This window comes from Nocardia sp. NPDC049737, assembly GCF_040674755.1.
Classification (GTDB): Bacteria; Actinomycetota; Actinomycetes; order Mycobacteriales; family Mycobacteriaceae; genus Nocardia.
The window spans coordinates 1-25,969 of record NZ_JBFANH010000010.1 but is presented as its reverse complement, the minus strand read 5'-3'; the positions used below and the strand labels follow the sequence as shown (position 1 = coordinate 25,969).

General features: G+C 68.9%; 3 protein-coding genes. All 3 read right to left on the bottom strand.

Annotated features, from left to right (window positions below; translation table 11 throughout):
• The gene (locus tag AB0J47_RS15465; RefSeq protein WP_364345752.1) at positions 1-10,830 is read right to left on the bottom strand and encodes a type I polyketide synthase; all 10,830 of its coding nucleotides are present in this window, start codon (positions 10,828-10,830) and stop codon (positions 1-3) included.
• A complete protein-coding gene (locus AB0J47_RS15460) occupies positions 10,827-21,695 on the bottom strand; it encodes a type I polyketide synthase (protein WP_364345750.1) in 10,869 nt (3,622 codons plus the stop codon). The genes AB0J47_RS15465 and AB0J47_RS15460 overlap by 4 nt, the downstream gene beginning before the upstream one ends.
• Positions 21,692-25,969 (bottom strand): SDR family NAD(P)-dependent oxidoreductase (locus AB0J47_RS15455; protein ID WP_364345748.1); only part of this gene is annotated, 4,278 nt, incomplete at its 5' end. The genes AB0J47_RS15460 and AB0J47_RS15455, both read right to left, overlap by 4 nt.

The following is a 25,969-nucleotide window of genomic DNA, read 5'->3' as shown; positions in this document are numbered from 1 at the left end:
TCACTGAGTCGAAATCTGCTGGTCGATGAGTGCGAAGAGTTCGTCGGCACTGGCCGCCTCGACGGCGGCGCGATCGCTTCCGGCCGAGGATTCGCCGTCGTGGAGTGCTTCGGCCAGCAGCGAGCGGATCCGCTCGGCCAGACGTGCCTTGTCCCGATCCGACGTTATGGTCGCGAACAGCGATTGCAGCGAGTCGATCTGGTCGTCGACCGCCGATGTGGTCGATGTGGCCGCCCACCGCGACCCCAGCAGCTTCGCTACCGCGGCGGCGGTTGGGTAATCGAACACCAGGGTCGACGGTAGTTTCATCGCTGTCTCCTCGGCGAGCCGGTTCCGCAGCTCGATACCCCCGAGCGAATCGAATCCCAGTTCGTTGAACGGGATTTCGGGATCGACGGCCGCGGCCGACGGATGTCCCAGAACCGCCGCGGCGAGTTCCCGCACGAATTCGAGTATCAGCTCATCTCGCTGATCCTCCGGCGCGGCGGCCACCCGTGCGGCGAACCGGCCGGTGCTGCCGCCCGGCACTCGACGCGCTCGAGCGGGTACCAGGCTCTCGAGCACTTCGGGCAACAGCCCGGTCCGGGCTTGCGCCGCCAGTGCCGCCCTGTCGAATTCGACACAGGCGGCCACCGGTTCGTTCGAGGCGATCGCGGCGTCGAACAGTGCGGTCCCGTCGTCGATGCCGAGCACCTTGATGCCCAGTCGTTCCCACCGCGTCAGCGCGGCTCGGTCCATCGCGCCGGTCATACCGACGTCTTGGTTCCACGGTCCCCACGCCAGCGAGAGCGCGGGCAGCCTCTGGGCGCGGCGGGCGAGTGCGAGTCCGTCGAGGAACGAGTTCGCCGCCGCGTAGTTGCCCTGTCCGGGTGCACCGAATGTCGATGCGACGGAGGAGAACATGATGAAGGCCGACAGGTCGTGTCCCCGGGTCAGCTCGTCCAGGTGCAGGGCACCGTCGACCTTGGGCGCGAGTACACGGTCGATCTGCCCGGCGGTCAGTTTCTCGAGCGTGGCGTCGTCGACCACACCCGCGGAATGAATCACCGCCGTCAATCGATGTTCGGGCGCGATCGAATCGAGCACCGCAGCGACATCGGCGCGATCACCGACATCGCATGCGGCAACACGCGTTTCGGCTCCCAGGGCGGTCAATTCGGCCACCAGGTCCGCGACGCCCGGGGCCGCTTCACCCCGGCGCGACACCAGCAGCAGGTGCTCGACACCGTGCGTCACCACCAGATGCCTGGCCAGGACCGCACCCAGACCACTGGTGCCGCCGGTGATCAATACCGTGCCGTGCCCGAACATCGGACCCCGGTCGAGCGACTGCGGTTCGTCGGTGACCGCACCGCCGGACAGTCGCGGTACGAACATCTGCGAGTCGCGGACCGTTGTCTGTCCCCGATCCGATTCGACGGCAGTGCGCACGACATCGGCGTCCACCATGCCGTCGTGATCGAGTAGCGCGATCCGACCGGGATGTTCGGACTGTGCGGTGCGGACCATGCCTGCCACCGCGGCGGCGGCCAGATCGACCGGCTCGTCCGCCACGGCCGTCGCACCACGGGTCACCACCACCAGACGAGCATCGGCCAGCCGCTCGTTCGACAACCACGACCGCAGCATCGTCCAGACCGTGTGAACCGAAGCCCGCACCTCGGCGGCACGTGCGCCGGAGGACGCGGTAGCGACCCCGTCGGCGAGCGAGTAGACGACCAGATCCGGAACCTCCTCGGCCGCCGCCAATTCCGCGATGTCACGATAATGCCGGTCGATCCCGGACACCCTCGCCGACCCGACTGTAGCCATGACGGCGGCGGTGGTGGCGGCAGCCCGATCCGCGCGAACCCATCGCAGGTGCAGCGGCGCCGCACGGCGAGCCGAGCTCACGGTCAAGGCCCGGACATCGACCGGCCGCGCGGTCACGGCATCGATTGTCAGCACGACCGAACCGGTGTCGTCGACGACGACCATTCCGATCTGCCCGCTGCCGTCGCGGACCACCCGCACACGCACCGCCCCGGCACCGGAACGCCACAGCCGCACTCCCGCGAACGAGAACGGCAACGGCACCTGCCCGGCGGCCAGGTCGTCGGACAGGCCGTCGATCGCCACGTGCAGACAGGCGTCGAGCAGTGCCGGATGCACGGCGAACGCCGAGGCCGAACCGCTCACCGAGTCGTCGAGAGAGACTTCGGCGAAGGTCTGCTCGCCGCGAGTCCACACCGCGGTCACACCCTGGAATACCGGGCCGTACTCGAAACCGCGCTGCGCCAATCGATCGTAGAAGGACGCATCGCTCGACGGCACCGCACCGGCCGGGGGCCAGCTCCGCTCGTCCCACACCGGGGCGACGCCGGCGGCAGCGGTCAGCACACCCCTCGCGTGCAGCACCCACGGATGCTCCGCGGCCGAGTCCGCCTCGGCGGCGGGGCGGGAGTAGATCGCGAAGGCGCGCCGTCCCTCCTCATCGGGTGCGGCGACACTCAACTGCAGATCGACCTCGATGCCGTCGCCCAGTACCAGTGGGGATTCGAGTAGCAGTTCCTCGATGACGTCCACCCGCAGTCGTACGCCCGCGCTCAACGCCAATTCCGCGAACGCCGTCCCGGGCAACAACACCGAACCGAATACCGCGTGGTCGGCGATCCACGGATGCGTCCGCAGCGACAACCGCCCGGTGAACAACCACTCGTCCCTGCCCGCTACCGGCACCGCATTCGCCAACAGCGGATGCCCGAATGTTCCGGTCACGACTCCTGCCTGTGGCTGCACCCAATAGCGCCGATGCTGGAACGCGTAGGTCGGCAATGCCACCCGATCCATGCCACGCCCGGCGAACACCAGCGGCATATCCGGCTCCAGCCCCGCCGCGTGCGCTTGCGCGAGGAGGGTGACGAACCCGACCGTCTCGTCGATCGTCCGACGCGACGACGCCGCCACCAGCATCGACTTCGTCTCCGCTCGCGGATGCTCGGCCAAACACTCGGCGGTCATCGCAACGAGCACCGCGTCCGGGCCGACCTCCACGAACCTGCGCACACCGGCACCGACCAGGGTGTCCACACCGGGAGCGAATCGCACGCAACCACGAACCTGCGCGACCCAGTACTCCGGATCGCACACCTGCGCACTCACCTGCGTGCCCGACACATTCGACACGATCGGCAACAACGGCTCCCGATACGTCAAACCCTGTGCCACAGCACGGAATTCGTCCAGCATGGGCTCCATCAACGCCGAATGGAACGCATGCGAGACCCGCAACCGCGTGGTCTTTCTCCTCTCTTCCGACAGCCGTCGCGCGATCTCGTCGATCACATCCGCGTCCCCTGACAGCACCACCGATTCCGGACCATTCACGGCCGCCAGCGACACGTGGTCGCCGAATTCGCCGAGCACGCGCATCGCCTCGTCCTCCGGCACAGCCACCGCCAGCATCGCCCCGTCGGCCGGCAACGCCCCCATCAACCGGCCCCGCCCCGCCACCAGCGCGCACGCGTCCTCGAGCGACCACACGCCCGCCACGAACGCCGCCGCCAGTTCACCGATCGAATGTCCCGCAACGACATCCGGCGACAGGTCGAACGATTCCAGCAGCCGGAACATGGCCACCTCGAACGCGAACAACGCCGGTTGGGTGAACTCCGTCCGATCCAGCATCTGCCCCGGATCGGCGAACATGACGTCCTTCAGCGACCCACCGAGCCGGCTGTCGAACTCGGCGCACACCTCGTCCAGCGCGGCCGCGAACATCGGAAACGCCTGATACAGGCCCGAACCCATCCCTGTCCGCTGCGCTCCCTGACCGGTGAACAGGAATGCGGTTCTCCCCGAACCCGCCATGCCGTCGACCACCCCCGGCAGCGGCGAACCCGATGCCAGCGCGGCCAGTCCCGCGAGCAACTCCTCCCGATCGCGCCCGACGACGGCGCCCCGCCGGTCCAGCCGTGCGCGCGTGTCCACCAACGAGCGTGCTACCGACCACAGATCGATATCCGGGCGGTCGGCCAACCATGTCCGCAACCGGTCCGCCTGTCCCCGCAGTCCCTGCTCCGACTTCGCCGACAGCATCAGCGGCACCACGAAAACATCGGCGACGGAAGGGCTTTGCCGCACATCGGGATCACCGCCGTGCTCCGATACGCCGGCCGGTGACGGCGCATCCGGCGCTTCCTCGACAATGACATGTGCGTTGGTTCCGCTGATCCCGAACGACGAGACGCCCGCACGCCGCACCCGGTCGCCGGTCAGCCACGGCTCGGGCTCGGTCAACACCCGCACCGACCCAGCCGACCAATCCACGTGCGGCGACAAGGCGTCCACATGCAGTGTCTTCGGCAACACCTGATGCCGCAGCGCCTGCACCACCTTGATCACACCGCCCACACCCGCGGCCGCCTGTGTATGGCCGATATTCGACTTGAGTGCGCCGATACGCAACGGCCGGTCCGACCGCTCCTGTCCGTAGGCGGCGATCAATGCCTGTGCCTCGATGGGGTCGCCCAATGCCGTCCCCGTCCCGTGCGCCTCCACCACGTCCACGTCCTGCGCACGCACGCCGGCATCGGCCAGCGCCGCCGCGATCACGCGCTCCTGCGAGGGACCGCGCGGCGCTGTCAGGCCATTGCTCGCGCCGTCCTGATTGACAGCGCTGCCACGGACCACCGCGAGGATGTTGTGTCCCAGCCGCCGCGCATCCGACAGTCGTTCCAGCACCAGCACGCCCGCGCCCTCCGACCAGGCCACACCATCGGCGGCCGCCGAGAACGCTTTGGACCGGCCATCGGGAGCCAGACCGCGCTGCCGGGAGAACTCCACGAACACCGTCGGAGTGGCCATCACGGTGGCACCGCCCACCAGCGCGAGGGAGCTTTCTCCCTGGCGCAGAGCCCGGCACGCCAGATGCAGTGCCACCAGCGATGACGAGCACGCCGTATCCACCGTCATCGCCGGACCTTCCAACCCCAGCGAATAGGCGACCCGGCCGGACACCACACTGCTCGCGGCGCCGGTGGCGACATAGCCTTCCACCTCGGGCCCACCCAGGCGGGTCAGGGCGTCGTAGTCCTGGTACATCACGCCGGTGTAGACACCGGTGTCGCTGCCCCGCAACGAGGTCGGGGCGATCCCCGCATGTTCCAATGCCTCCCACGACACCTCGAGCAGCAACCGCTGCTGGGGATCCATCGCGATCGCCTCACGCGGGCCGATTCCGAAGAAGCCCGCGTCGAATTCGGCCGCGTTCATCAGGAAGCCGCCCTCACGGGCGTAGGACGTGCCGGGATGGTCGGGGTCCGGATGGAACAGCTGGGCCGTGTCCCAACCGCGATCCGGCGGAAACTCGCTGATGGCGTCCGCGCCGGAGAACACCAGATCCCACAGGTCGTCCGCGGATTCGACGCCGCCGGGATAGCGGCACGCCATTCCGACGATCGCGATCGGCTCGTCGGCTCGCACCCTGCGCGTGGTCTTGCGCTGCTCCGGCGTGGACGAGTCCCCCATCCGGGACCCGATGAAGGCGGCCACTGCCCGGGTGGTGGGGTGGTCGAAGACGAGGGTGGACGGCAACCGCAGGCCGGTGGTCGTGGTGAGCCGGTTGCGGAACTCGACCGCGCCCAGCGAATCGAAACCCATTGCGCTGAAGGGCTTCTCGATATCGACCAGATCAGCCGCGGCATATCCCAGCACTGCGGCGACCTGACCACGGACGAATTCGAGTACCGCCGCGTCGCGAGCATCCGGTGCCAGCGACGCCAGCCGCCGCGCCAGGTCGCCACCTCCGGCCGCGCGGCGCGCGGACGGCACCAGCGACCGCAACATCGAGGGCAGCATTCCCGACCCGGCAGCGACGGCCAATGTCGCCGTGTCCAGGTCGACCGCGGCGACGAACGGAGCTCCGGCGCCACCGGCCAGATCGAACAATTCGAGACCGTCGGACTCCGACAGCGGGCGAGAACCCATGCGCGACAACCGGTCCAGGTCCGCATCGGTCAGCTCGGCCGCCATTCCGCTGCGCCCGCCCCATGGCCCCCAGGCCACCGACACCGCCGGCAGGCCCGCATTGACGCGGCGGAGCGCCAATGCGTCCAGTACCGAATTGGCCGCCGCATAGTTGCCTTGTCCCGACGATCCGACCACCGCGGCAACGGAGGAGAACAGGACGAACGCCGAAAGATCGGAGGTCAGCTCGTGCAGATGCAGTGCCGCATCGACTTTCGGTGCGAGCACCCGGTCGACCTGCTCGGCGGTGAGGGTGTCGACGGTGCCGTCGGCCAGCACGCCGGCGGCGTGGATGACCGCGGTCGGCGCGGGGCCGTCGGAGATGTCGTCGAGCAGCGCTGCCACGGCGGCGCGATCGCTCACATCACAGGCCGCCACCCGGGTCCGGGCCCCGAGTTCGGCCAGTTCGGCTACCAGTTCGGCGACACCCTCGGCCCGCTCACCGCGCCGCGACACCAGCACCAGTTCGCGCACCCCGTGCCTGCCGGCCAGATGCCGCGCCACCAGCGCGCCCAGCCCGCCGGTGCCACCGGTGATCAGCACCGCACCCGGGCCGAGATCGATGGTCCGCGCGGCGGCCGGATCGCGGCGGGTCAGCCGCGGCGCCAGCAGCGCACCCGCGCGCAGCGCCAGCTGCTTCTCGTCAGTGGCCATGGCCGCCGAGATCAGTTCCGGGGTCACCGCGCTGTCATCGTCGATGTCCAGCAGCACGATCCGGCCGGGATTCTCCGACTGCGCGCTCCGGAGCAGACCCCAGACGGCCGCGGCGGCCAAATCGGGGTCTTCGCCGGGCAACCCCGCACCATTGCGCGTCACCACCACGAGTCGGGCGTCGGCAGTGGGCAGGCGCAGCCAGGATCGCACCGAGGCCAGCACCGCGTGCACGCGATCTCGCACGATGGCCGCCGCCGACCGGGAACCGGCCTCGCTGTCCGCAGCGCGGCGGTCGGGACCATCGGCGAACCACACCAGCACATCCGGAGCTTCGCCGGTGTCTCCGGTCTCGGCAGCCAGGTCCGGGTAGGTCCGTGCGAATCCGGGCACGGCCACCCCGGCGATCAGCAGGCCGTCCACTTCATGGGACGCGTCGCCGGAGCCGACTCGACTCCATTGCACGTCGTAGAGCCCGCGGTCGGCAATCGATCGATCACCGCGCAGCGCCTGGCTGTTCACCGGGCGCGCCCGCAGCGATTCGACGGTCAGTACCGGAGCGCCGGTGTCGTCACCCAGTTCCAGCCGCATACTGTCGCCGACGCGCCGGATGCGCACCTGTGCGGCGGTCGCCCCCGGGCGATACAACCGGACGCCGCCGAACGAGAACGGCAGCGGCACCTGTCCGGGCGGCAGATCCGCGGCCAGATCCTGCACCCCGGCATGCAACGCGGCGTCGAGCAGCGCGGGATGGATGCCGAATCGGCCACCGTCCACGCCGACTTCGGCGGGCAACCGCACATCGGCCACCATGTCACCGCCGCCATCGCGCCAGACGCGGCGCGCCCCCTGGAATGCGGAGCCGTAATCGAATCCGCGCGCGGCCAGCCCGTCGTAAAGGACGTCGCCGGGGATCGCGTCGTCCTCCGGGTTGTCGTCGACCTCGTAGGCCGGACCCTCCATTTCCCCGCCGGGAGCGAGAATGCCACGCGCATGGGTTGTTCCACTCGCGCCCGCCGATTGTTCGCCGACGATCCGGGACGCCACGACGAATCGCCTGCGCCCCTCGTTATCGGGTTCTTCGACCGCGATCTGCACGTCGACCTCGGTCCGCTCGCCGAAACGCAGCGGCGCCTCCAGCACCAGCTCGTCGACGACCTCGACACCCAGCCGAGCGCCTACCGCCAGGGCCAGCTCCACGAAACCTGTTCCCGGGAGCAGAATCTCGCCGAAGACGGTGTGATCGGCGATCCACGGATGCGACGCCACCGACAGCCGACCGGTGAACAGCCATTCGTCCCTGCCCGCCACCACGATCGACCCGCCGAGCATGGGGTGGTCGACCACCGTCACACCGGCGCGGCCGACATCGCCCCGCACGGCGGTGGGTGCGATCCAATGGCGCTGATGCTGGAATGCATAGGTCGGCAAGAGAATTCGACGCGATTCCCGGCCCGCGAACAAGGGGCTCCAGTCCACGTCCAGTCCCGCGGCGTGCGCGGCGGCCAGGAATGTGGTGAACTGCGCGACTTCCGCACAACCACGCCGGGCCGCAGCGGCCACCACGGACCGCCCCTCGGTCCCGGGTTCCTCGGCAAGGCATTGCCGTGTCATCGCGGCCAGGACGGCGTCCGGGCCGACCTCCAGGAACCGCCGGGCCCCGGTCGCGGCCAGCGCGCGCACGCCGGGCTCGAACCGCACGGCCGCACGGACCTGGCGCACCCAATACTCCGGATCGGTCAGCTCCCGCTCCACCACAGCGCCGGTCACGTTCGACACCACCGGAACGGTCGGCTGATGATAGGTCAATCCCGCTGCCACCGAGCGGAATTCGTCGAGCATCGGATCCATCCGGGCGGAATGGAAGGCGTGGCTGACCCGCAGCCTGCTGGTCTTGCGACCCCGCTCGGCGAGCAGCCGTTGGACGTCGTCGACCGCCTCCGCGTCGCCGGACAGCACCACGGCCGCCGGTCCATTCACCGCGGCGACCGCCAGCCGATCGGCGTATCCGGCCACCAGTTCGATCGCCTCGCCTTCGGTGACAGCCGCCGCCAGCATCGCACCGCCGCCGGGCAGGGCGCCCATCAGTCGCCCCCGCGCCGCCACCAGCGCGCACGCGTCCGCCAGCGACCACACCCCCGCCACATACGCCGCCACCAGCTCGCCGATGGAGTGCCCTAGCAGCGCATCCGGTGTCACACCGAACGATTCGACCAGCCGGTAGGCCGCCACCTCGTACGCGAACAACGCGGGCTGGGTGAATTCCGTCCGATTCAGCAGGGCCGCACCGGCATCACCGTCGGCGGCGAACATCACGTCCTTCAGCGCTCGTCCCAGCAACGGGTCGAGTTCGGCGCATACCTCGTCCAGCGCGGCCGCGAACACGGGGAACCCCGCGTACAGTTCCCGGCCCATTCCGGGTTGCTGCGCGCCCTGGCCGGTGAACAGGAACGCCGTGCGTCCCGCGCCCACGACGCCATCGACCACGCCCTCCGACGAGGCACCGTCGGCAAGGGCCGCAAGTCCCGCCAGCAGTGTCTCCCGGTCACGGCCCACGATCGCTGCACGCCGGTCCAACAGCGCCCGCGACGTGATCAGCGAATGGGCCACATCCCATACATCCGCATCGGGTTCACCGATTAACCACTGCCACAGCCGATCCGCCTGCGCGCGCAGGCCGGGTTCGGATTTCGCCGACAGGAGCCACGCGACGACATCGGAGTTCGTATTCGGCGTAATCGTTTCGGCCGCCACCTGTTCCGGAGCAGTCCCGGCGACCGGTTCGGCGGGAGCCTCCTCGATGATCACGTGCGCGTTGGTGCCGCTGGCCCCGAAGGACGAGACACCCGCACGGCGCACCCGCTCACCCGCGGGCCACGGCTGCGCCTCGGTCAGCAGGCGCACAGTGCCCGCCGACCAATCCACATGTGGCGTAGGCGCATCCACATGCAATGTCATCGGCAACATCTCGTGCCGCATCGCCTGAACCATCTTGATCACACCGCCCACCCCCGCCGCGGCGGACGTGTGACCGATATTCGACTTGAGCGAACCCACATATAACGGCCCGTGTTCACGCCGCGCGCCGTAGACGCCGATCAGCGCGCGCGCTTCGATCGGATCCCCGAGCATCGTGCCGGTCCCGTGCGCCTCCACCGCGTCGATGTCGCCGGGTTCCAGTCCGGCATTGGCCAATGCCTGTGCGATGACACGCTCCTGCGACGGGCCGTTCGGTGCGGTCAGCCCCTTGCTCGCGCCGTCCTGATTGAGCGCGCTGCCGCGAATGACCGCCAAGACGTTGTGCCCCAGGCGTTGCGCATCCGACAGGCGTTCGACGACCAGCATGCCGATACCTTCGGAAAATCCGGTCCCGTCCGCGGCGGCCGCGAATGCCTTGCATCGGGCATCGGTGGCGAGCCCGTGCTGGCGGGCGAATGCGATCAGATGGGACGGATCCGACATCACCGTGACACCGCCCGCCAAGGCCAGCGATGTTTCGCCGTTGCGCAGCGCCTGGCACGCGAGATGCAGGGCCACCAGCGACGACGAGCACACGGTGTCGATCGACATCGTGGGCCCCTTGAAGCCGAATGTGTAAGCGACCCGGCCGGATACGACGGAGTTTCCCGCACCGAGATAGGCGTGGCCTTCCGCCTCGGCGGTCAGTGTCGGGGAGCCGACCCGAGGTCCGTAGTACTGGTGGAAAACGCCGGTGAAGACACCGGTATCGCTGCCGCGCAGCGACATCGGGTCGATGCCCGCGTACTCCAGCGCTTCCCAGGACGCCTCCAGTGCCAAGCGCTGCTGGGGATCCATCATCGCGGCTTCCCGCGGGCCGATCCCGAAGAATCCCGCGTCGAAATCGCCTGCCGAATACAGGAATCCGCCTGCACGGGTATTGGTCGTACCGGGAACGTCCGGATCCGGATTGTAGAGTTTCTCCAGATCCCAGCCCCGGTCGGTCGGGAACTCGCCGATGGCGTCGACGCTGGAGGCCACCAGGTCCCACAGTTGCGCGGGCGATTCGACGCCGCCGGGATAGCGGCAGCTCATCCCGACGATCGCGATCGGTTCCCGCGCACGCTCCTCCAGGTCCTGGATGCGCTTGTTGGCGGCGCGCAGGTCCCTGGCGAATCGCCGCAGGGACTGGGTGAGCCGTTCCTCATTGCTCATGATCGACCGAACTCCTCGTCAAGCAGATCCAATAGTTCGCTGCCGGAATGCTCGGCAAGGTCATCGTCGAATTCCTCGTCCTGCCATCGATCGCCGAAGTGCGACCGGAGGCGGTCGCCGATACCGAGCAGTGCGGTAGCGGCAGCGGGGTCGTCACCGGCCGCGGCGAGCGCCTGTTCGACCATCGCCTCCAGCCGGGCGATATCGACGGGTGCGGAAACGGCGGCCGGTGGGGCCGCAGGTGACGCCGAGATCAGCTGTTCATGCAGATATCGGGACAGTTCGACCGGGGTCGGGTAGTCGAACACCATCGTCGAGGACAACCGCAGACCGGTGCTCTTCGACAGCCGGTTGCGCATATCCACACCGGCCAGCGAATCGAAGCCGAGCTCGTCGAATCCCTTGTCGGCCCGAATATCCCCCGCCGAGGAATGCCCCAGTACCGCGGCAGCCTGCTCGAGGACCAGGTCCAGAACCGCGCGATCCCGCTCGGCCTCCGGTAGCCGATCCAGTACCAGACCCTGCGGTGGTCTTTCCTCCGCGGCGGCGGACCGAGAAGGCAGGGCGATTTTTCGCAGGACCGGGGGAATCGTTGCCATATGTGCTTCCCGCCGAAGGGCATTGACGTCGAGACGGAACGGCATGAGCGCGGATGCGCCCGCCCGGGTCGATCCGATCCCCACGGCGGTATCGAACAGCCGAAGGCCGTCCGCCGACGCCAGCGGATGCACGCCGAGGCGGGCCATGCGTGCGGCACCCACGTGATCCAGGGTGCCGCCCATACCGCCCGATCCGGCCGCGGTGGACTCCCACAGACCCCAGGCCAGCGCCACAGCGGGCAGCCCTTCGGCGCTGCGCCGCGCGGCCAACGTGTCCAGGAAGCTGTTGGCGGCAACGTAATTGGCCTGTCCCGCGGCGCCGATGACAGCGGCCATCGACGAGAACAGCACGAAGGCCGAGAGATCAGCGTTCCGCGTCGACTCGTGCAGATTCCATGCCGCGTCGACCTTCGGCGCGAGCACGCGGTCCAGCTGTTCGACGGTGAGCGTCGCGATCGTCGCATCGTCGAGCACACCCGCGGTGTGAACCACGGCCGTCAACGGCTGTTCGGCCGGTATGGAATCGAGCAGTGCCCGCAACGCGGACCGGTCCGCGACATCGCAGGCCGCGATGCGCGCGTTCGCTCCGAGCTCGCACAGGTGCGCCGCCAATTCCGTTGCGCCTGTGGCTCGCTCGCCACTGCGGGACACCAGGAGCAGGTGCCGGACACCGTGCTCGGCAACCAGGTGACGGGCCACCATCGCGCCCAGACCACCGGTACCCCCGGTGATCAGCACGGTGCCGGAGCCGAATGCCGGTCTCGCGCCGGCGATCACCTCCGAGCGCCGCAGCCGCGGCACCAGCATCGTGTCGGCGCGAACGGCCACCTGCGGCTCGTCGGCCGCCAGTGCCGACAACACGGTGTCGACCGACAGCGGAACGGACGTGGACTGCCGGTCGAGCAAGACGATCCGGCCGGGATACTCGGACTGCGCACTGCGAACCAGGCCCGCCACCGTGGCCGCCGCGAGATCCGGTGTCTCGCCGGGCATCCCAAGGCCGTTGTGGGTGACGACGACCAACCGCGACCGCTCCGACGGATCCTTGTCCAGCCACCCCTGCAGCAGGTGTAGTGCCGACCGGGCCCGCTCATGTGCGGCGACGGTGACATCGTCGTTTCGCGCTGCCGCGTCCGACCACACCAGCACATCGGGCATCGCACGATCCGATGTCAGACTGTCGAGGTCCGGATATCGTTCCCGCACACCGGCAATCGAAGCCGACCCCAGTGCGATGACCTCGTCGGTCACCGGCACGTCGGGTGCAGGGTGAACCTCCGCCCATTCCATTTCGTACACCCCGGCGTCACCGGCGAGCGGGCGTCGGAACTGGGTGACGTCATACGGCCGCATCACGATCTCGTCGAAGGAGACCACCGGGTTGCCGTCGCCGTCCACCGCCGCCACGGCGAGCACGTCCTCACCTTTCGCCACGGCGATCACCCGCAACGGACCCGGCCTGCGGACATCGTGGAATCGGGCGCCGCCCCACCGGAACAGCAGCATGCCGCGGCTCGGGTCGGAGCTGGGCTCCGGCCACACCAGACGGGCCATCCCCGCATGCGCGATGACGTCGATCAGGCCCGGATGCAGCAGGAAACCGTCCGATTCGACGGCCGGATCCAGCGCAACCTCGCTGAACACGGCGTCGCCACGCTGCCACGCGCGTTCGATGCCGCGGAAGGAGGGACCGTATTCGAGTCCCGACACGGCTTCGATATGCGCGGGTACCCATTCCGGGTCGATCGGGTCCGCATCCGACGGCGGCCACGGCTGCGCCCGAAGACGTTCCAGCAGCGGCTCCGCCGCCGGCCGGTCACCGGTCAGAATGCCGCTGGCGTTGCGTACCCACTCTCCCTCACCGATGCGGTAGTGCACCGTGCAGTGCCTGCGGCCCCTATCGTCGGCCTGGTCGACAAGCACCTGCAGATCGATGTCGGCGCCGTCCTCGGGCGGGAATATCGGGGCCTCCAGCGTGAGCTCGTCCACCCCGGCGCAGCCGAACCGCGGTCCCGCCGCACACAACATCTCCACCAGCGTCGTACTCGACACGACCATCACGCCGTAGCTCACGTGATCCGCGAGCCACGGATGGGTCCGGCGCGAGAGCCGCCCGGTGAGCATCCATTCGTCCTTGCCCGCGACCTGCACCACACCGGTCAGCACCGGGTGACCCGATACTCCCGGCGGCGCCCCACCGGCAACCGGTTGCAGCCAGTACCGCCGATGCTGGAATGCATAGGTGGGCAACGGCAACCGCGATACCGGACGATCCGCATACAGCGGCGTCCAATCCACACCGGCACCCGCCACATGCGCTTGTGCCAATGCGGACACCAATTGCAACGGCTCGCCGACCGAACGCCGGGCAACCGCGACCACCGTCGATGCGGCCTCCACGTCCGGAATCTCGGCGAGACACTGCCGGGCCATCGCGGACAACACGGCATCCGGCCCGATCTCCACGAACCGCCGCACCCCGGCCTCGGCCACGGTGGCGATCCCGGGCGCGAACCGCACACAACCGCGCACCTGTTCGACCCAGTAACCCGGATCGGTCACCTCGGCACCGGCCACGGCGCCGCTGATGTTCGACACGATCGGGATCTTCGGCGGGTGGTAGGTCACACTGGCGGCCACCAGCCGGAACTCGGCGAGCACGGGATCCATTCGCGCCGAATGGAATGCGTGGCTCACCCGCAACCGGTTGGTCTTGCGTCCGCGTCCGGTGAGTACACGCTCGATCGCGTGGATGGCGTCCGCGTCTCCGGACAGCACCACCGACGACGGGCCGTTGACCGCCGCGATCGAGACCCTGCTGCCGTATTCGGCGACGATATCCGTCGCGTCGGTCTCCGTGATGGCCACTGCCAGCATCGCTCCGCCCTCGGGCAGAGCTCCCATCAACCGACCGCGGGCAGCCACCAGACGGCAGGCATCGGGCAGCGACCACACCCCCGCCACATACGCGGCGGCCAGCTCACCGATCGAGTGCCCGATGAGCATGTCCGCGGCGATACCGAACGACTCCAGCAACCGCGACAGCGCCACCTCGAACGCGAACAACGCGGGCTGGGTGAATTCGGTGCGGTGCAGCAGTCCCTCGGTGTCATCGAACATCACCGCGAGCAGCCCTGGCGCGGAATCCGCTCCCGGATCACGCATCAGGAGAGCATCGAACTGGGCACACACCTCGTCCAGAACCTGCGCGAACACCGGGAACGCCGCATAGAGGTCCTTACCCATCCCCGCTCGCTGCGCACCCTGTCCCGTGAACAGCCACGCGGTCTTCCCCGTCGCCGCGACGCCCTCGACGGCACCGGAAGACACCTTGCCCGCCGCCAGATCCGCCAGACCGGAAAGGATCTCGTCGCGCCCCGTCCCGACGACCGCGCCCCGGAATTCCATATGGGAGCGGAAGGCGCTCAGCGAGTACGCGACATCGGCGATCTCTCGCTCGGGTCCGGCCACCAACCACTGCAGGAGCCGATCCGCCTGCGCCCGCAACCCTGCCTCGGATTTGGCCGATACCAGCAACGGCAACGGCAGGTCTGCCGGAGTTCCGTTGGGTGCCACCGGAATTCGTTGCGGCGGCGCTTCCTCCAGGATCGCATGCGCATTGGTGCCGCTGACACCGAACGACGACACGCCCGCGCGGCGAACACGCCCGTTGCGCGGCCACCGCTGCGGCTCGGTCAGCAACTCCACACCGCCGGCCGACCAATCCACATGCGGGCTGGGCACATCCACGTGCAGCGTCATCGGCAGAGTCTCGTTCCGCAACGCCTGCACCATCTTGATCACTCCGGCCACGCCTGCGGCGGCCGAGGTGTGCCCGATATTCGACTTCAGCGAGCCGATCCGCAGCGGCGCTCCCGGCCGATCCTGACCGTAGGCGGCGATCAATGCCTGCGCCTCCATCGGATCACCCAGTGTCGTCCCGGTGCCGTGCGCCTCCACCGCATCGATGTCGGCGGGCCGCAACCCGGCGTTGGCCAGGGCCGCCGCGATCACCCGCTCCTGCGACGGCCCATTCGGCGCGGACAGACCGTTCGACGCGCCGTCTTGATTGATCGCCGTGCCCCGCACCACGGCAAGAACGTTGTGGCCCAGGCGGCGGGCATCCGACAGCCGTTCCAGCACCAGCATTCCGACGCCCTCGGAGAACGCGACACCATCGGCCGCGGCGGAAAACGATTTGCACCGCCCGTCCGGGGACAGACCACGCTGCCGAGCGAAATCGACGGAGAGATAGGGATCGGCGTAGATCGTCGCGCCGCCCGACAACGCCAGCGATGCCTCACCCTGCCGCAGCGCCTGACAGGCCAGATGCAGCGACACCAACGACGACGAACACGCCGTATCCACGGTGACCGACGGCCCTTCCAGGCCGAACACATACGACAGCCGGCCCGAGATCACGCTGCCCTGGGCTCCGGTGAGCCGGTAGCCCTCGAACTCGGGGGTCACCCGGTTGAAATAACCCGAGAAGCACGCACCCACGAATACCCCGGCATCGGTGCCACGCAGCGAAACCGGATCGATCCCGGCATCCTCCAGGGCCTCCCACGATGCCTCGAGCAATTGCCGCTGCTGCGGGTCCATCGCCGTCGCTTCCCGCGGGCCGATCCCGAAGAATCCGGCGTCGAAATCCGCTGCGTCGTCGAGGAATCCGGCGCGGCGGGCGTATACGGTCCCGGGTTTGTCCGGATCCTCGTCGAACAAACGGTCCAGATCCCAGCCGCGGTCCGATGGGTACGCACTGGTCGCATCGATCCCCGAGGCCACCAGATCCCACAGTTCGTCCGGCGATTTCACCCCACCCGGGAACCGGCATCCCATGCCCACGATCGCGATCGGCTCATCCGCCGGTGTTCGGCGCGCGACCTTCTTGCCCGGTCCGCCCGTCGTCTTCGGCTCGTGCCTCGACAGCACGTGTTTCGCCACCGCGGCGGGAGTCGGATGATCGAACACCAGGGTCGACGCCAACCGCAACCCCGTGACCTTGACCAACCGGTTGCGGAACTCCACCGCCCCCAGCGAATCGAAACCGATCTCGTCGAAAGGTTGATCAGGCCGGATATCGGCCGCCGAATCGTGTCCCAGCACGGCCGCGGCCTGCCCCAGCACCATCTCCAGCACCACGTCGCCGCGCTGCGCGTGCGGCACCCGCGCCAACCGCTCACCCAGCGAACCCGCCGCGAAACTCGCCTCCGACCGGCTCGCGGCCGGCAGCGGACGCCGCACGAACCCGCTCAGCACCGCGGGGATCCCCACGGGATCCGAGACGCGCCGCAGCACACTCGGGTCGAACCGCAGCGGAGCCAGCCGCCCATCGTCGCTCGCGACCGCGAGAGCGGCATCGAAAAGGCGCACACCGTCGGCATTCTCGAGTTGCCCGAGCCCCCACCGGCCCAACCGCGCCAACGCCGCACCGTCCACCTCGCCGGCCATCCCGCTGCCGGCGTGCCACGGTCCCCACGCCAGCGATATGGCGGGCAACCCCGCGGCTCGACGCAGGCGGACCAGGCCATCCAGGAATCCGTTCGCCGCGGCGTAATTGCCCTGTCCGGCCGAACCCAGCACTCCCGCGATCGAGGAGAACACCACGAATGCCGACAGATCTCGGCCGCGCGTCCACTCGTCCAGGTACCACGCTCCGTCGACCTTCGGCGCCAGCACCCGATCCACCTGCTCGGCGGTCAGCGATTGGAGGGTGCCATCGTCGACAACCCCGGCCATATGCACCACGGCGGTCACCCCACCATCGGAGTCCATGGCGTCCAACACGTTCCGCACCGCGTCACGATCGGTGACGTCGCAGGCCACGACGCGCGCGTCGGCGCCGGCCCGCGCCAATTCGGCGACCAGCTCGTCCGCGCCGGGCGCCTGCGGGCCGCGCCGGGAGGTCAGCACCAGCCTGCGCACACCGTGCTCGGTGACCAGGTGCCGGGCAAACTCCGCGCCCAGACCACCTGTGCCACCGGTGATCAGCACCGTCCCCGCACCCGACCACAGCGACAGGGGATTGTCTTTCCGAACCTCGGTGCCGGTGCGGGTCAGCCGGGGAACCAGAATCCTGGTGTCGCGCACCGCGACCTGCGGCTCACCCGAGGCCAGCACAGCCGCGATCCGATCGGCGTCCACCGCTTCGGCCGGGTCTTCGTCGAGGAGTATGAACCGCCCCGGATTCTCCGTCTGTGCGCTGCGGACCAACCCCCACACCGCGGCGGCTGCCACATCCACGGCAGCGTCCTCGCCGGGGAGACCGACACCACCCGTGGTCACCACCACCAGCGAGGCATCCGACAGGCGTTCTTCGGCGAGCCATGTCCCGAGCACGGCCAGTGTGCTGTGCACCCGTGCCCGCACCCCACCCGGACCGTCGACGACCTCTCCGGCGATCGCCGGACGCCAGACGACGATATCCGGAACATGTTCCGCGGCAACGATATCGGCAATGGACCTGTGTGATGCCGCGATTCCCGGCACCACCGTGTCCGCGAGGACGGCCGACGCCGGCATAGAGCCTGAGACCGGAGGCGGGGCCGTGGTCTTCCAGCCCACCCGATACAGACCGGCGTCCTGATCATCGGACAGACCGCGTCGGAACTCCTCGACGTCGTACGGACGCAGCAGCACCGAATCAACCGATACGATCGGCCTGCCCTCCGGATCGACTGCCGCGACCGACACCGTATCCGCGCCGGTCTTCTCCGAGATGATCCGCAGGGCTGTCACTTCCGCGGGCATCGGCCGGTGGAGACGCGCACCGCCCCACCGGAACAGCAGCCAACCGGTATTCGGATCGGACTCCGCGAAACGGAATATGGATTGCGAGAGTCCGGCATGCATCACCAGCTCCAACAGCGCCGGATGCAGGTCGTGGCGACCGAATTCCGATACCGCGTCGGTATTCAGCGTCGCCTCGGAAAAGACCGTGTCGCCACGCTGCCACACCGCATTCACGCCGATGAACGCCGGACCGTAGTGGAGCCCCGTATCTTTCGCGATCTGCTCGGCAAGTGCCACCCGGTCGACATCGACGAGTTCGGCATCGGCCGGCGGCCACGCCCGCTCACCGAGCCGGGATACCAAGTCCGAGTCGCCATTCCACCGGGGCGCGAGGAAACCGGTCGCATTGCGTACCCATTCGTCGCCGGACGGCCTGCGGTAGAAGAACTCGAATGAACGCCGCCCGGACTCGTCCGCGGCCGCGACCAGGGCCTGCACTTCGATCTCGTCGTCACCGGGACGGATCGGCGCCTGCACGATGATCTCCTCGACCACCTCGCAATCGATCCGCCCGCCGGCGGCGAGCAGGAATTCGAGCAGCAACACGCCCGGAACCACCACGACACCATGGGCCATGTGATCGGCGATCCACGGATGCGTACGCACCGAGAACCGGCCGGTGAACAGCCACTCGTCGGTCCCGGCCACGCCGACCACACCGGTCAGGATCGGATGATCCGCCGACGCCGCCGCATCGGCACTGGGCTGCAACCAGAACCGGCGACGCTGAAATCCGTAGGTCGGCAAAGCGACCCGGCGCACCGCTCGCCCCGCGAACAGCAACGCCCATTCCACCCGCGCACCCGCGACGTGGATCTGCGCCAGTGCGGTGACGAACTGCGACACCTCGTCGACGGATCGGCGCGCCGCCGCCACGATCCGCGACACCGATTCGACCTCGGCATTCTCGGCGACGGTCGCACGCGTCATCGCCGCAAGCACCGCATCCGGGCCCACCTCCACGAATCGCCGCGCACCCGCCGAGACGAGGGTGTCCACTCCCGGAGCGAACCGCACACACCCCCGCACCTGCCGAACCCAATACTCCGGATCGGTCACCGCGTCCCCGGCGAGCTCTCCGGTTTCGTTCGACACGATCGCGAGGCGCGGCGATCGATACGCGATACTTCGTGCCACCGAACGGAATTCGGCCAGCATCGGCTCCATGAGGGCGGAGTGGAAAGCGTGGGAAACGTCGAGCCGGTTGGTTTTGACGCCGGTACCCGACAACGCGGACTCGATCGCCTCGATGGCCTCCAGGTCCCCGGATAACACTGCCGAGGAGGGGGCGTTCACGGCCGCGATCGAGACTCTTCCGGCGTGCTCGGCGATCAGTTCGGCGGCCCGCTCCTCCCCGACGGCGACGGCCAGCATCGCGCCGCCTTCGGGCAGCGCGCCCATCAGCCTGCCGCGCGCGGCGACCAGAGCGCAGGCGTCCTGCAACGACCACACCCCGGCCACATACGCGGCGACCAGTTCACCGATGGAATGCCCGAGCAGCACATCCGGGGCGATACCGAAGGATTCGAGCAGCCGGAACATCGCCACCTCGAAGGCGAACAACGCCGGCTGGGTGTTTTCGGTGCGCGCCAGCACCTCGGCGGAGTCGCCGAACATCAGGTCTTTCAGCCGCCGTCCCGACGCGAGGTCGAACTGTGCGCACACCTCGTCCAACGCCGCCGCGAACACCGGAAAGGCCGTGTACAGGCTCTTGCCCATACCCGCGCGCTGAGCGCCCTGGCCGGTGAACAGGAAAGCGGTTGTGCCCGCACCCGTGCGGCCTTCGATCGCGCCGGGCGAACCGGCCGCGAGATCGGCCAGACCGGCGAGCAGTTCCTCCTGGTCACGCCCCACCGCCACACCGCGCCAGTCCAGCAGCGCCCGGGAGGTCGCCAGCGAATGCGCCACATCCCAGGCATCCGCATCGGGGTCGTCGAGCAACCTCTGTCGCAGCCGGTTCGCCTGGGTTCGCAGCGCTGCCTCGGATTTGGCCGAGATCATCAGCGCGACGACATCCGACGCCACGGGCTCGGCCGTGACCACCTGCTCGGATTCGCCCGCCGACTCGGCGGCCTCCGGATCGGCAGGGGCTTCCTCCAGGATCACATGAGCGTTGGTGCCGCTGATTCCGAACGACGACACACCCGCACGCCGCACCTGCCCGCTCGCGGGCCACGGCTCGGCCTCCGTCAGCAACCGCATCGTGCCCGCGGACCAATCCACGTGCGGCGTGGGCGCATCCACATGCAGCGTCTTCGGCAGCACACCGTGACGCATCGCTTCGACCATCTTGATCACACCGGCGACACCCGCGGCGGCATTGGTATGACCGATATTCGACTTGAGCGACCCCAAACGCAGCGGCCCACGCTCACCCCGCGCACCGTAGACCGACATCAGCGCACCCGCCTCGATCGGATCACCCAGCTTGGTGCCCGTCCCGTGCGCCTCCACCACGTCCACATCCGACGGTGCGAGGCCCGCATTCGCCAGCGCCGCCGCGATCACCCGTTCCTGCGCCGGACCGTTCGGCGCGGTCAGCCCCTTGCTCGCACCGTCCTGGTTGATCGCCGTCCCGCGCACCAGCGCGAGCACGTCGTGACCCAATCGCCGTGCGTCCGAGAGCCGTTCGACGACCAGGATCCCGAGCCCCTCCGAGAGACCGGTCCCGTCCGCGGCTGCCGCGAACGCCTTGCACCGCGCATCCGCCGACAGCGCTCGCTGACGCGCGAAGGCGATCAGATGGGACGGGTCCGACATCACGGTCACACCGCTCACCAGAGCCAGCGACGTCTCGCCCCGCCGCAGCGCCTGGCACGCCAGATGCAATGCCACCAGCGACGACGAGCACGCGGTGTCCACGGACAACGTGGGGCCCTTGAAACCGAACAGGTAGGAGACCCGGCCGGACAGCACACAGCTCGACACGCCTAGAACGGCATGACCTTCGGCCTCCGCCGTCAGCGCCGGGGAGCCGATGCGAGGGCCGTAGTTCTGGTGGAAGACACCGGCGAAGACGCCGGTGTCGCTGCCTCGCAACGACTTCGGGTCGATGCCCGCATCCTCGAGAGCTTCCCAGGAAGCCTCCAGCGTCAGACGCTGTTGTGGATCCATCGAGGCGGCCTCGCGTGGGCCGATCCCGAAGAAGCCCGCGTCGAATTCGGGCGCCGAATGGATGAACCCGCCCTCACGCGTATAGATCGTCCCGGGCACACCGGGATCGGGGTCGAAGAGTGTGTCCAGATCCCACCCGCGGTCGACGGGAAAGCCGCCGACCGCGTCGGCACCGGAGGCCACCAGATCCCACAACTGCGCGGGGGATTCCACACCGCCGGGAAAGCGGCAGCTCATCCCGACGATCGCGATCGGCTCGCGCGCACCCTCTTCCAATTCCTGGATGCGCTTGTTGGCGGTTCGCAGGTCCCCGGTGACTTTGCGCAGATACCGGGTGAGCTTTTCCTCGTTGCTCATGAGCGACCGAACTCCTCATCAATCAGATCGAACAGCTCGTCGGGGGAATGTGTGGCGAGGTCGGCGTATTCGTCCTCATCGCCGCGCCACCTCCCGCCCAGGTGGGACCGAAGCCGGTCGCCGATACCGAGCAGTGCGGTGACCGTGGCGTCGTCGTCTCCCGCCGCGGCCAGGACCCGATCGACCATCGCCGCCAGATGGGCGATGTCGTCGGATGTGGTGCCGGCCGCAGCCGGCGAAACGGCCACCGCCGGGGCCAATCGCTCGTACAGATAACCGGCCAGTTCGGGGGCGGTCGGGTAGTCGAAGACGAGCGTCACCGGAATCTGGAGGCCGGTGGCTTTCGACAGCCGGTTGCGAAGCTCCACACCCGACAGCGAGTCGAGCCCGATCTCGTCGAATCCCCTGTCCGGCTCGATATCTGCGGCCGACGAGTAGCCCAGTACGGCCGCCACCTGTTCGAGAACGAAGTCCACGACGGCCTGCTCCCGTTCGGCTTCCGGTATCAGGCCCAGCTCCAAGCCGCGCGAGCGCTTGTCGCTCACCGTATTCCGCTCCGAATGTCGCACCAGACCCCGCAATATCGCGGGGACCGGGTCGGGCAGCGCAGTCCGGTCGAACCGCGCGGCAACCAGCGCGGACTCCTGATCCACCAGTGCCGCGTCGAACAGCGCCAGCCCGTCCTGTTCGCCCAGCGCGACGATTCCCTCCCGCCGCAACCGGGCCAGGTCGGCCTCGCCGAGAGCATCGGTCAGCCCGCTGCGCTGTTGCCACAGACCCCATGCCACCGATGTCGCGGGCAGACCGCTCAGGTGCCGGTGGTGTGCCAGCGCATCGAGGAAGACGTTGGCGGCGGCGTAATTCGCTTGTCCCCGAGTGCCGATCACGCCCGCGACCGAGGAATAGAGCACGAACTGCGACAGATCCAGATCCTCGGTCGCCTCGTGCAGATTCCATGCCGCGTCGACCTTCGGGCGCAGCGTCGTCGCGAGCCGCTGCGGTGTCATGTCGGCGAGCAAACCGTCGGCCAGCGCACCCGCCGTGTGGACGACGCCGGTGAGCGGGTGCTCCGGTGCAATACCCGCCAGCAGCTTGTCGAGCGCCTCCCGGTCGGCCACATCGCAGGCGACCACGTCCACCTGTGCGCCCAGCGCCGTCAATTCCTCCGCCAGGCCGGCGGCACCGTCGGCGGCGGGACCGCGCCTGCTCGCGAGCACCAGCCGCCGCACACCGTGCTCGACGATGAGATGGCGGGCCGCCATCGCACCCAGAACACCGGTACCGCCGGTGATCAGCACGGTGCCGTCGGGGCGCAGCGGGGTCGGAATGGTGAGCACGTTGCGGCCGATATGCTTGCCCTCGCCCACGAACCGGAACGCCTCCGGCGCCTGCCGCAGATCCCATCCGGTGATCGGAGGCGGTGCCAGTACCCCCGTATCGATCAATTCGACCAGGGCACTCATGATCTCGCGCAATCGATCGAGCCCGATCTCGTCGAGATGGAAGTAGCGGTAGTGCACGCCCGGGTGCTGCTCGGCGACCTCGCCGGGATCGCGCCGATCGGTCGCCACCATCTCGAGGAAGCGGCCACCGCGCGGCAGCAATCTCAGTGAGGCGTCGACGAATTCGCCTTCCAGCGAATCGAGCACGATGTCTGCACCACTGCCGCCGGTGACCTCGAGGAACTTCCGCTCGAAGTCGAGGGTGCGCGAGTCACCGATGACCGCATCGTCGAATCCCATGCCGCGCAGCACATCCCATTTGGAACGGTCGGCGGTGACCAGCAGCCGCAGACCGAGATGACGCGCCAGTTGCACAGCGGCCGTGCCGACACCGCCGGTGGCGACATGCAACAGCAACGTCTCCCCCGGCCGGGCGTCGGCGAGATCGACGAGGCTGTAGTACGCGGTAATGAACACCACGGGCACGGCGGCCGCCTGTGCGAACGACCATCCCCGCGGTATCGGAGCAAGCCGCCTGCTGTCGGTCACAACGACCGAACCGATGCCCTCGATCATCCCGAAAACCCGGTCGCCGATGGCGAATTCGGTAACGTCCGGCGCCACCTCCAGCACCACGCCCGCACCCTCCATGCCGATGGTGGCGTCCGGGTTCGGATACATACCCAAGGTGATCAGTGCGTCCCGGAAGTTGACGCCCGAGGCGCGCAGACCCACCCGAACCTGACCGGGCCCGAGCTCCTGCACGGCAGTGCGGGTTTCGACCAGAGCGAAGTTGTCACCGGTCAAGGAGCCCTTGCCGAGCTGACGCAACGCCCACGCCGAGGCCCGCAGCGCGTCACCGCTTCCCACCACGTCGCCGCGGTCGGATGTCAGCCGCGGCACGTAGGGAACGCCGGCGCGCACCGCGACCTGGGGCTCGTCCGCCGAGGCCAAGGCCGTGGCAACGGCATCGCGACAGTCGTCCCAGCGGTCCACGTCCACAACGGTGATCCGGTCGGGATGCTCGTTCTGTCCGCTGCGCAGCAGGCCCCAGACCGCCGCGCCGACGAGATCCACGGGCTCGCCCGCGGCCGTCGCGACCGCACCTCGGGTGACCACGACGATGCGCTGATCCTGGGCCAGCAGCTCCTTGCCGCGCGCCACGACCTCGGCCAGCCGACTCTGCACCGCATCCGGCACGTCCGTGTCCGCTGCCGCCGTGGCGCCGGCCACGAGACCATCGAGTCGAATCACCGTCGCGGGCCGGCCGTCAACGGTCACCGTCTCGCCGTCGTCCGTGCTCGCCCACCGCGTGGCCGCGGCCACGTCGTCCGGATTCGGCGCGGGCAACGGAACCCAGCGCAGACGGTAGGTACCGTCCGGCGCCGCCGCGCCCACCGCGCCGATCTGGATCGGACGCAGGGTCAACGCCGCGATCTCGGCGATCGGTGCGCCCTGAGAGTCGGTGAGCGTGAGGGTGATTCGCTGGTCCTGCGGGTCGGTCCCGGCCGGCGCCACTCGAACACGGGCCGACGCGGCACCGACCGCGTCCACGGTCACGTTCTCCCACGAATAGGGCACGAGGATCTCACCGGGCGCGGCAGGCGCACTCATCCCACCGAGGCCGATCGTGTGCAGTGCCGCGTCCAGCAGTGCCGGATGCACCCCGAACCGATCCGCCGACTGTGCCTGCTCCGGCAGCGCGACCTCCGCGAAGAGTTCGTCGCCACGGCGCCACAAAGCGGTCAGCCCCTGGAACATCGCCCCGTAGTCGTAGCCGCGCTCGGCCAACTCGGCGTAGGCATCGCCGATGTGTACCGGCAGCGCTCCGACGGGCGGCCAGCTCGCCGCATCGGCCCCGATCGGTTCGGGAGCCGAAAGCGGCGAGGCGACAACGGTTCCCGTGGCATGACGTACCCATTCCGAGCGCGGTGCGCCGGACGATCCCGGGCCGTCCTGGTCCGATTCGCCGTCGCTCTGCGGGCGCGAATACACCGATACGGCTCGTGCTCCCGCATCATCGGGCGCGGCCGCCATCACCCGCAGTTCAACGGCGCCATCGGCCGGTAGGACCAGTGGCGCGGCCACGACCAGCTCGGCCAGCCGGGGACAGCCGACCATCGTCCCGGCATGCAACGCCAATTCGACGAAGGCCGTCCCCGGCAGCAGGGCCGCTCCGTTGATCGCGTGATCGGCCAGCCACGGGTGATCCGCCAGCGACAGGCGCCCGGTCAACACCACCGCTTCGGAGTCCGGCATCCAGACCGCCGCACCCAGCAGCGGATGCTTCGCCTCGCCCAGCCCCGACTGGTACACATCCCGGGCGGCGCTCGGCTGCAACCAGTACCGCTTGTGCTGGAAGGCGTACGTCGGCAGATCCAACCGAGCGACGGGTCGGAGCGTACCGAGCGTCCGTGTCACGACCGGAGCCAACGCGTCGGCCGCCACGTCGACGCCGGCACAGTAGGCCTGCGCCAACGCGGTGGTGACCTGCAGCGGATCACCCTGATCACGCTTCAGCGTGCTCAGCACGGCCACCCGATCGGCCAGACCCAGCTCTCCCGCCGTCGCCTCGATCCCCATCGTCAGCACCGGATGCGGGCTCACCTCGATAAAGGCATTCGTCCCCGCACGCTGCAACGCCGCCACCGACTCCGCGAACCTGACCTGTTCACGCAGCCCCCGATACCAATACCCGGCATCCAAGGTCGCCGTGTCCACGTAATCGCCGGATACCGTCGAGAAGAACGGCACCGAACCCGATACCGGCACAACCGATTCCAGCTCCGCCAGCACCCGGTCGCGAACGGCCTCCACCGCCGCCGAATGCGA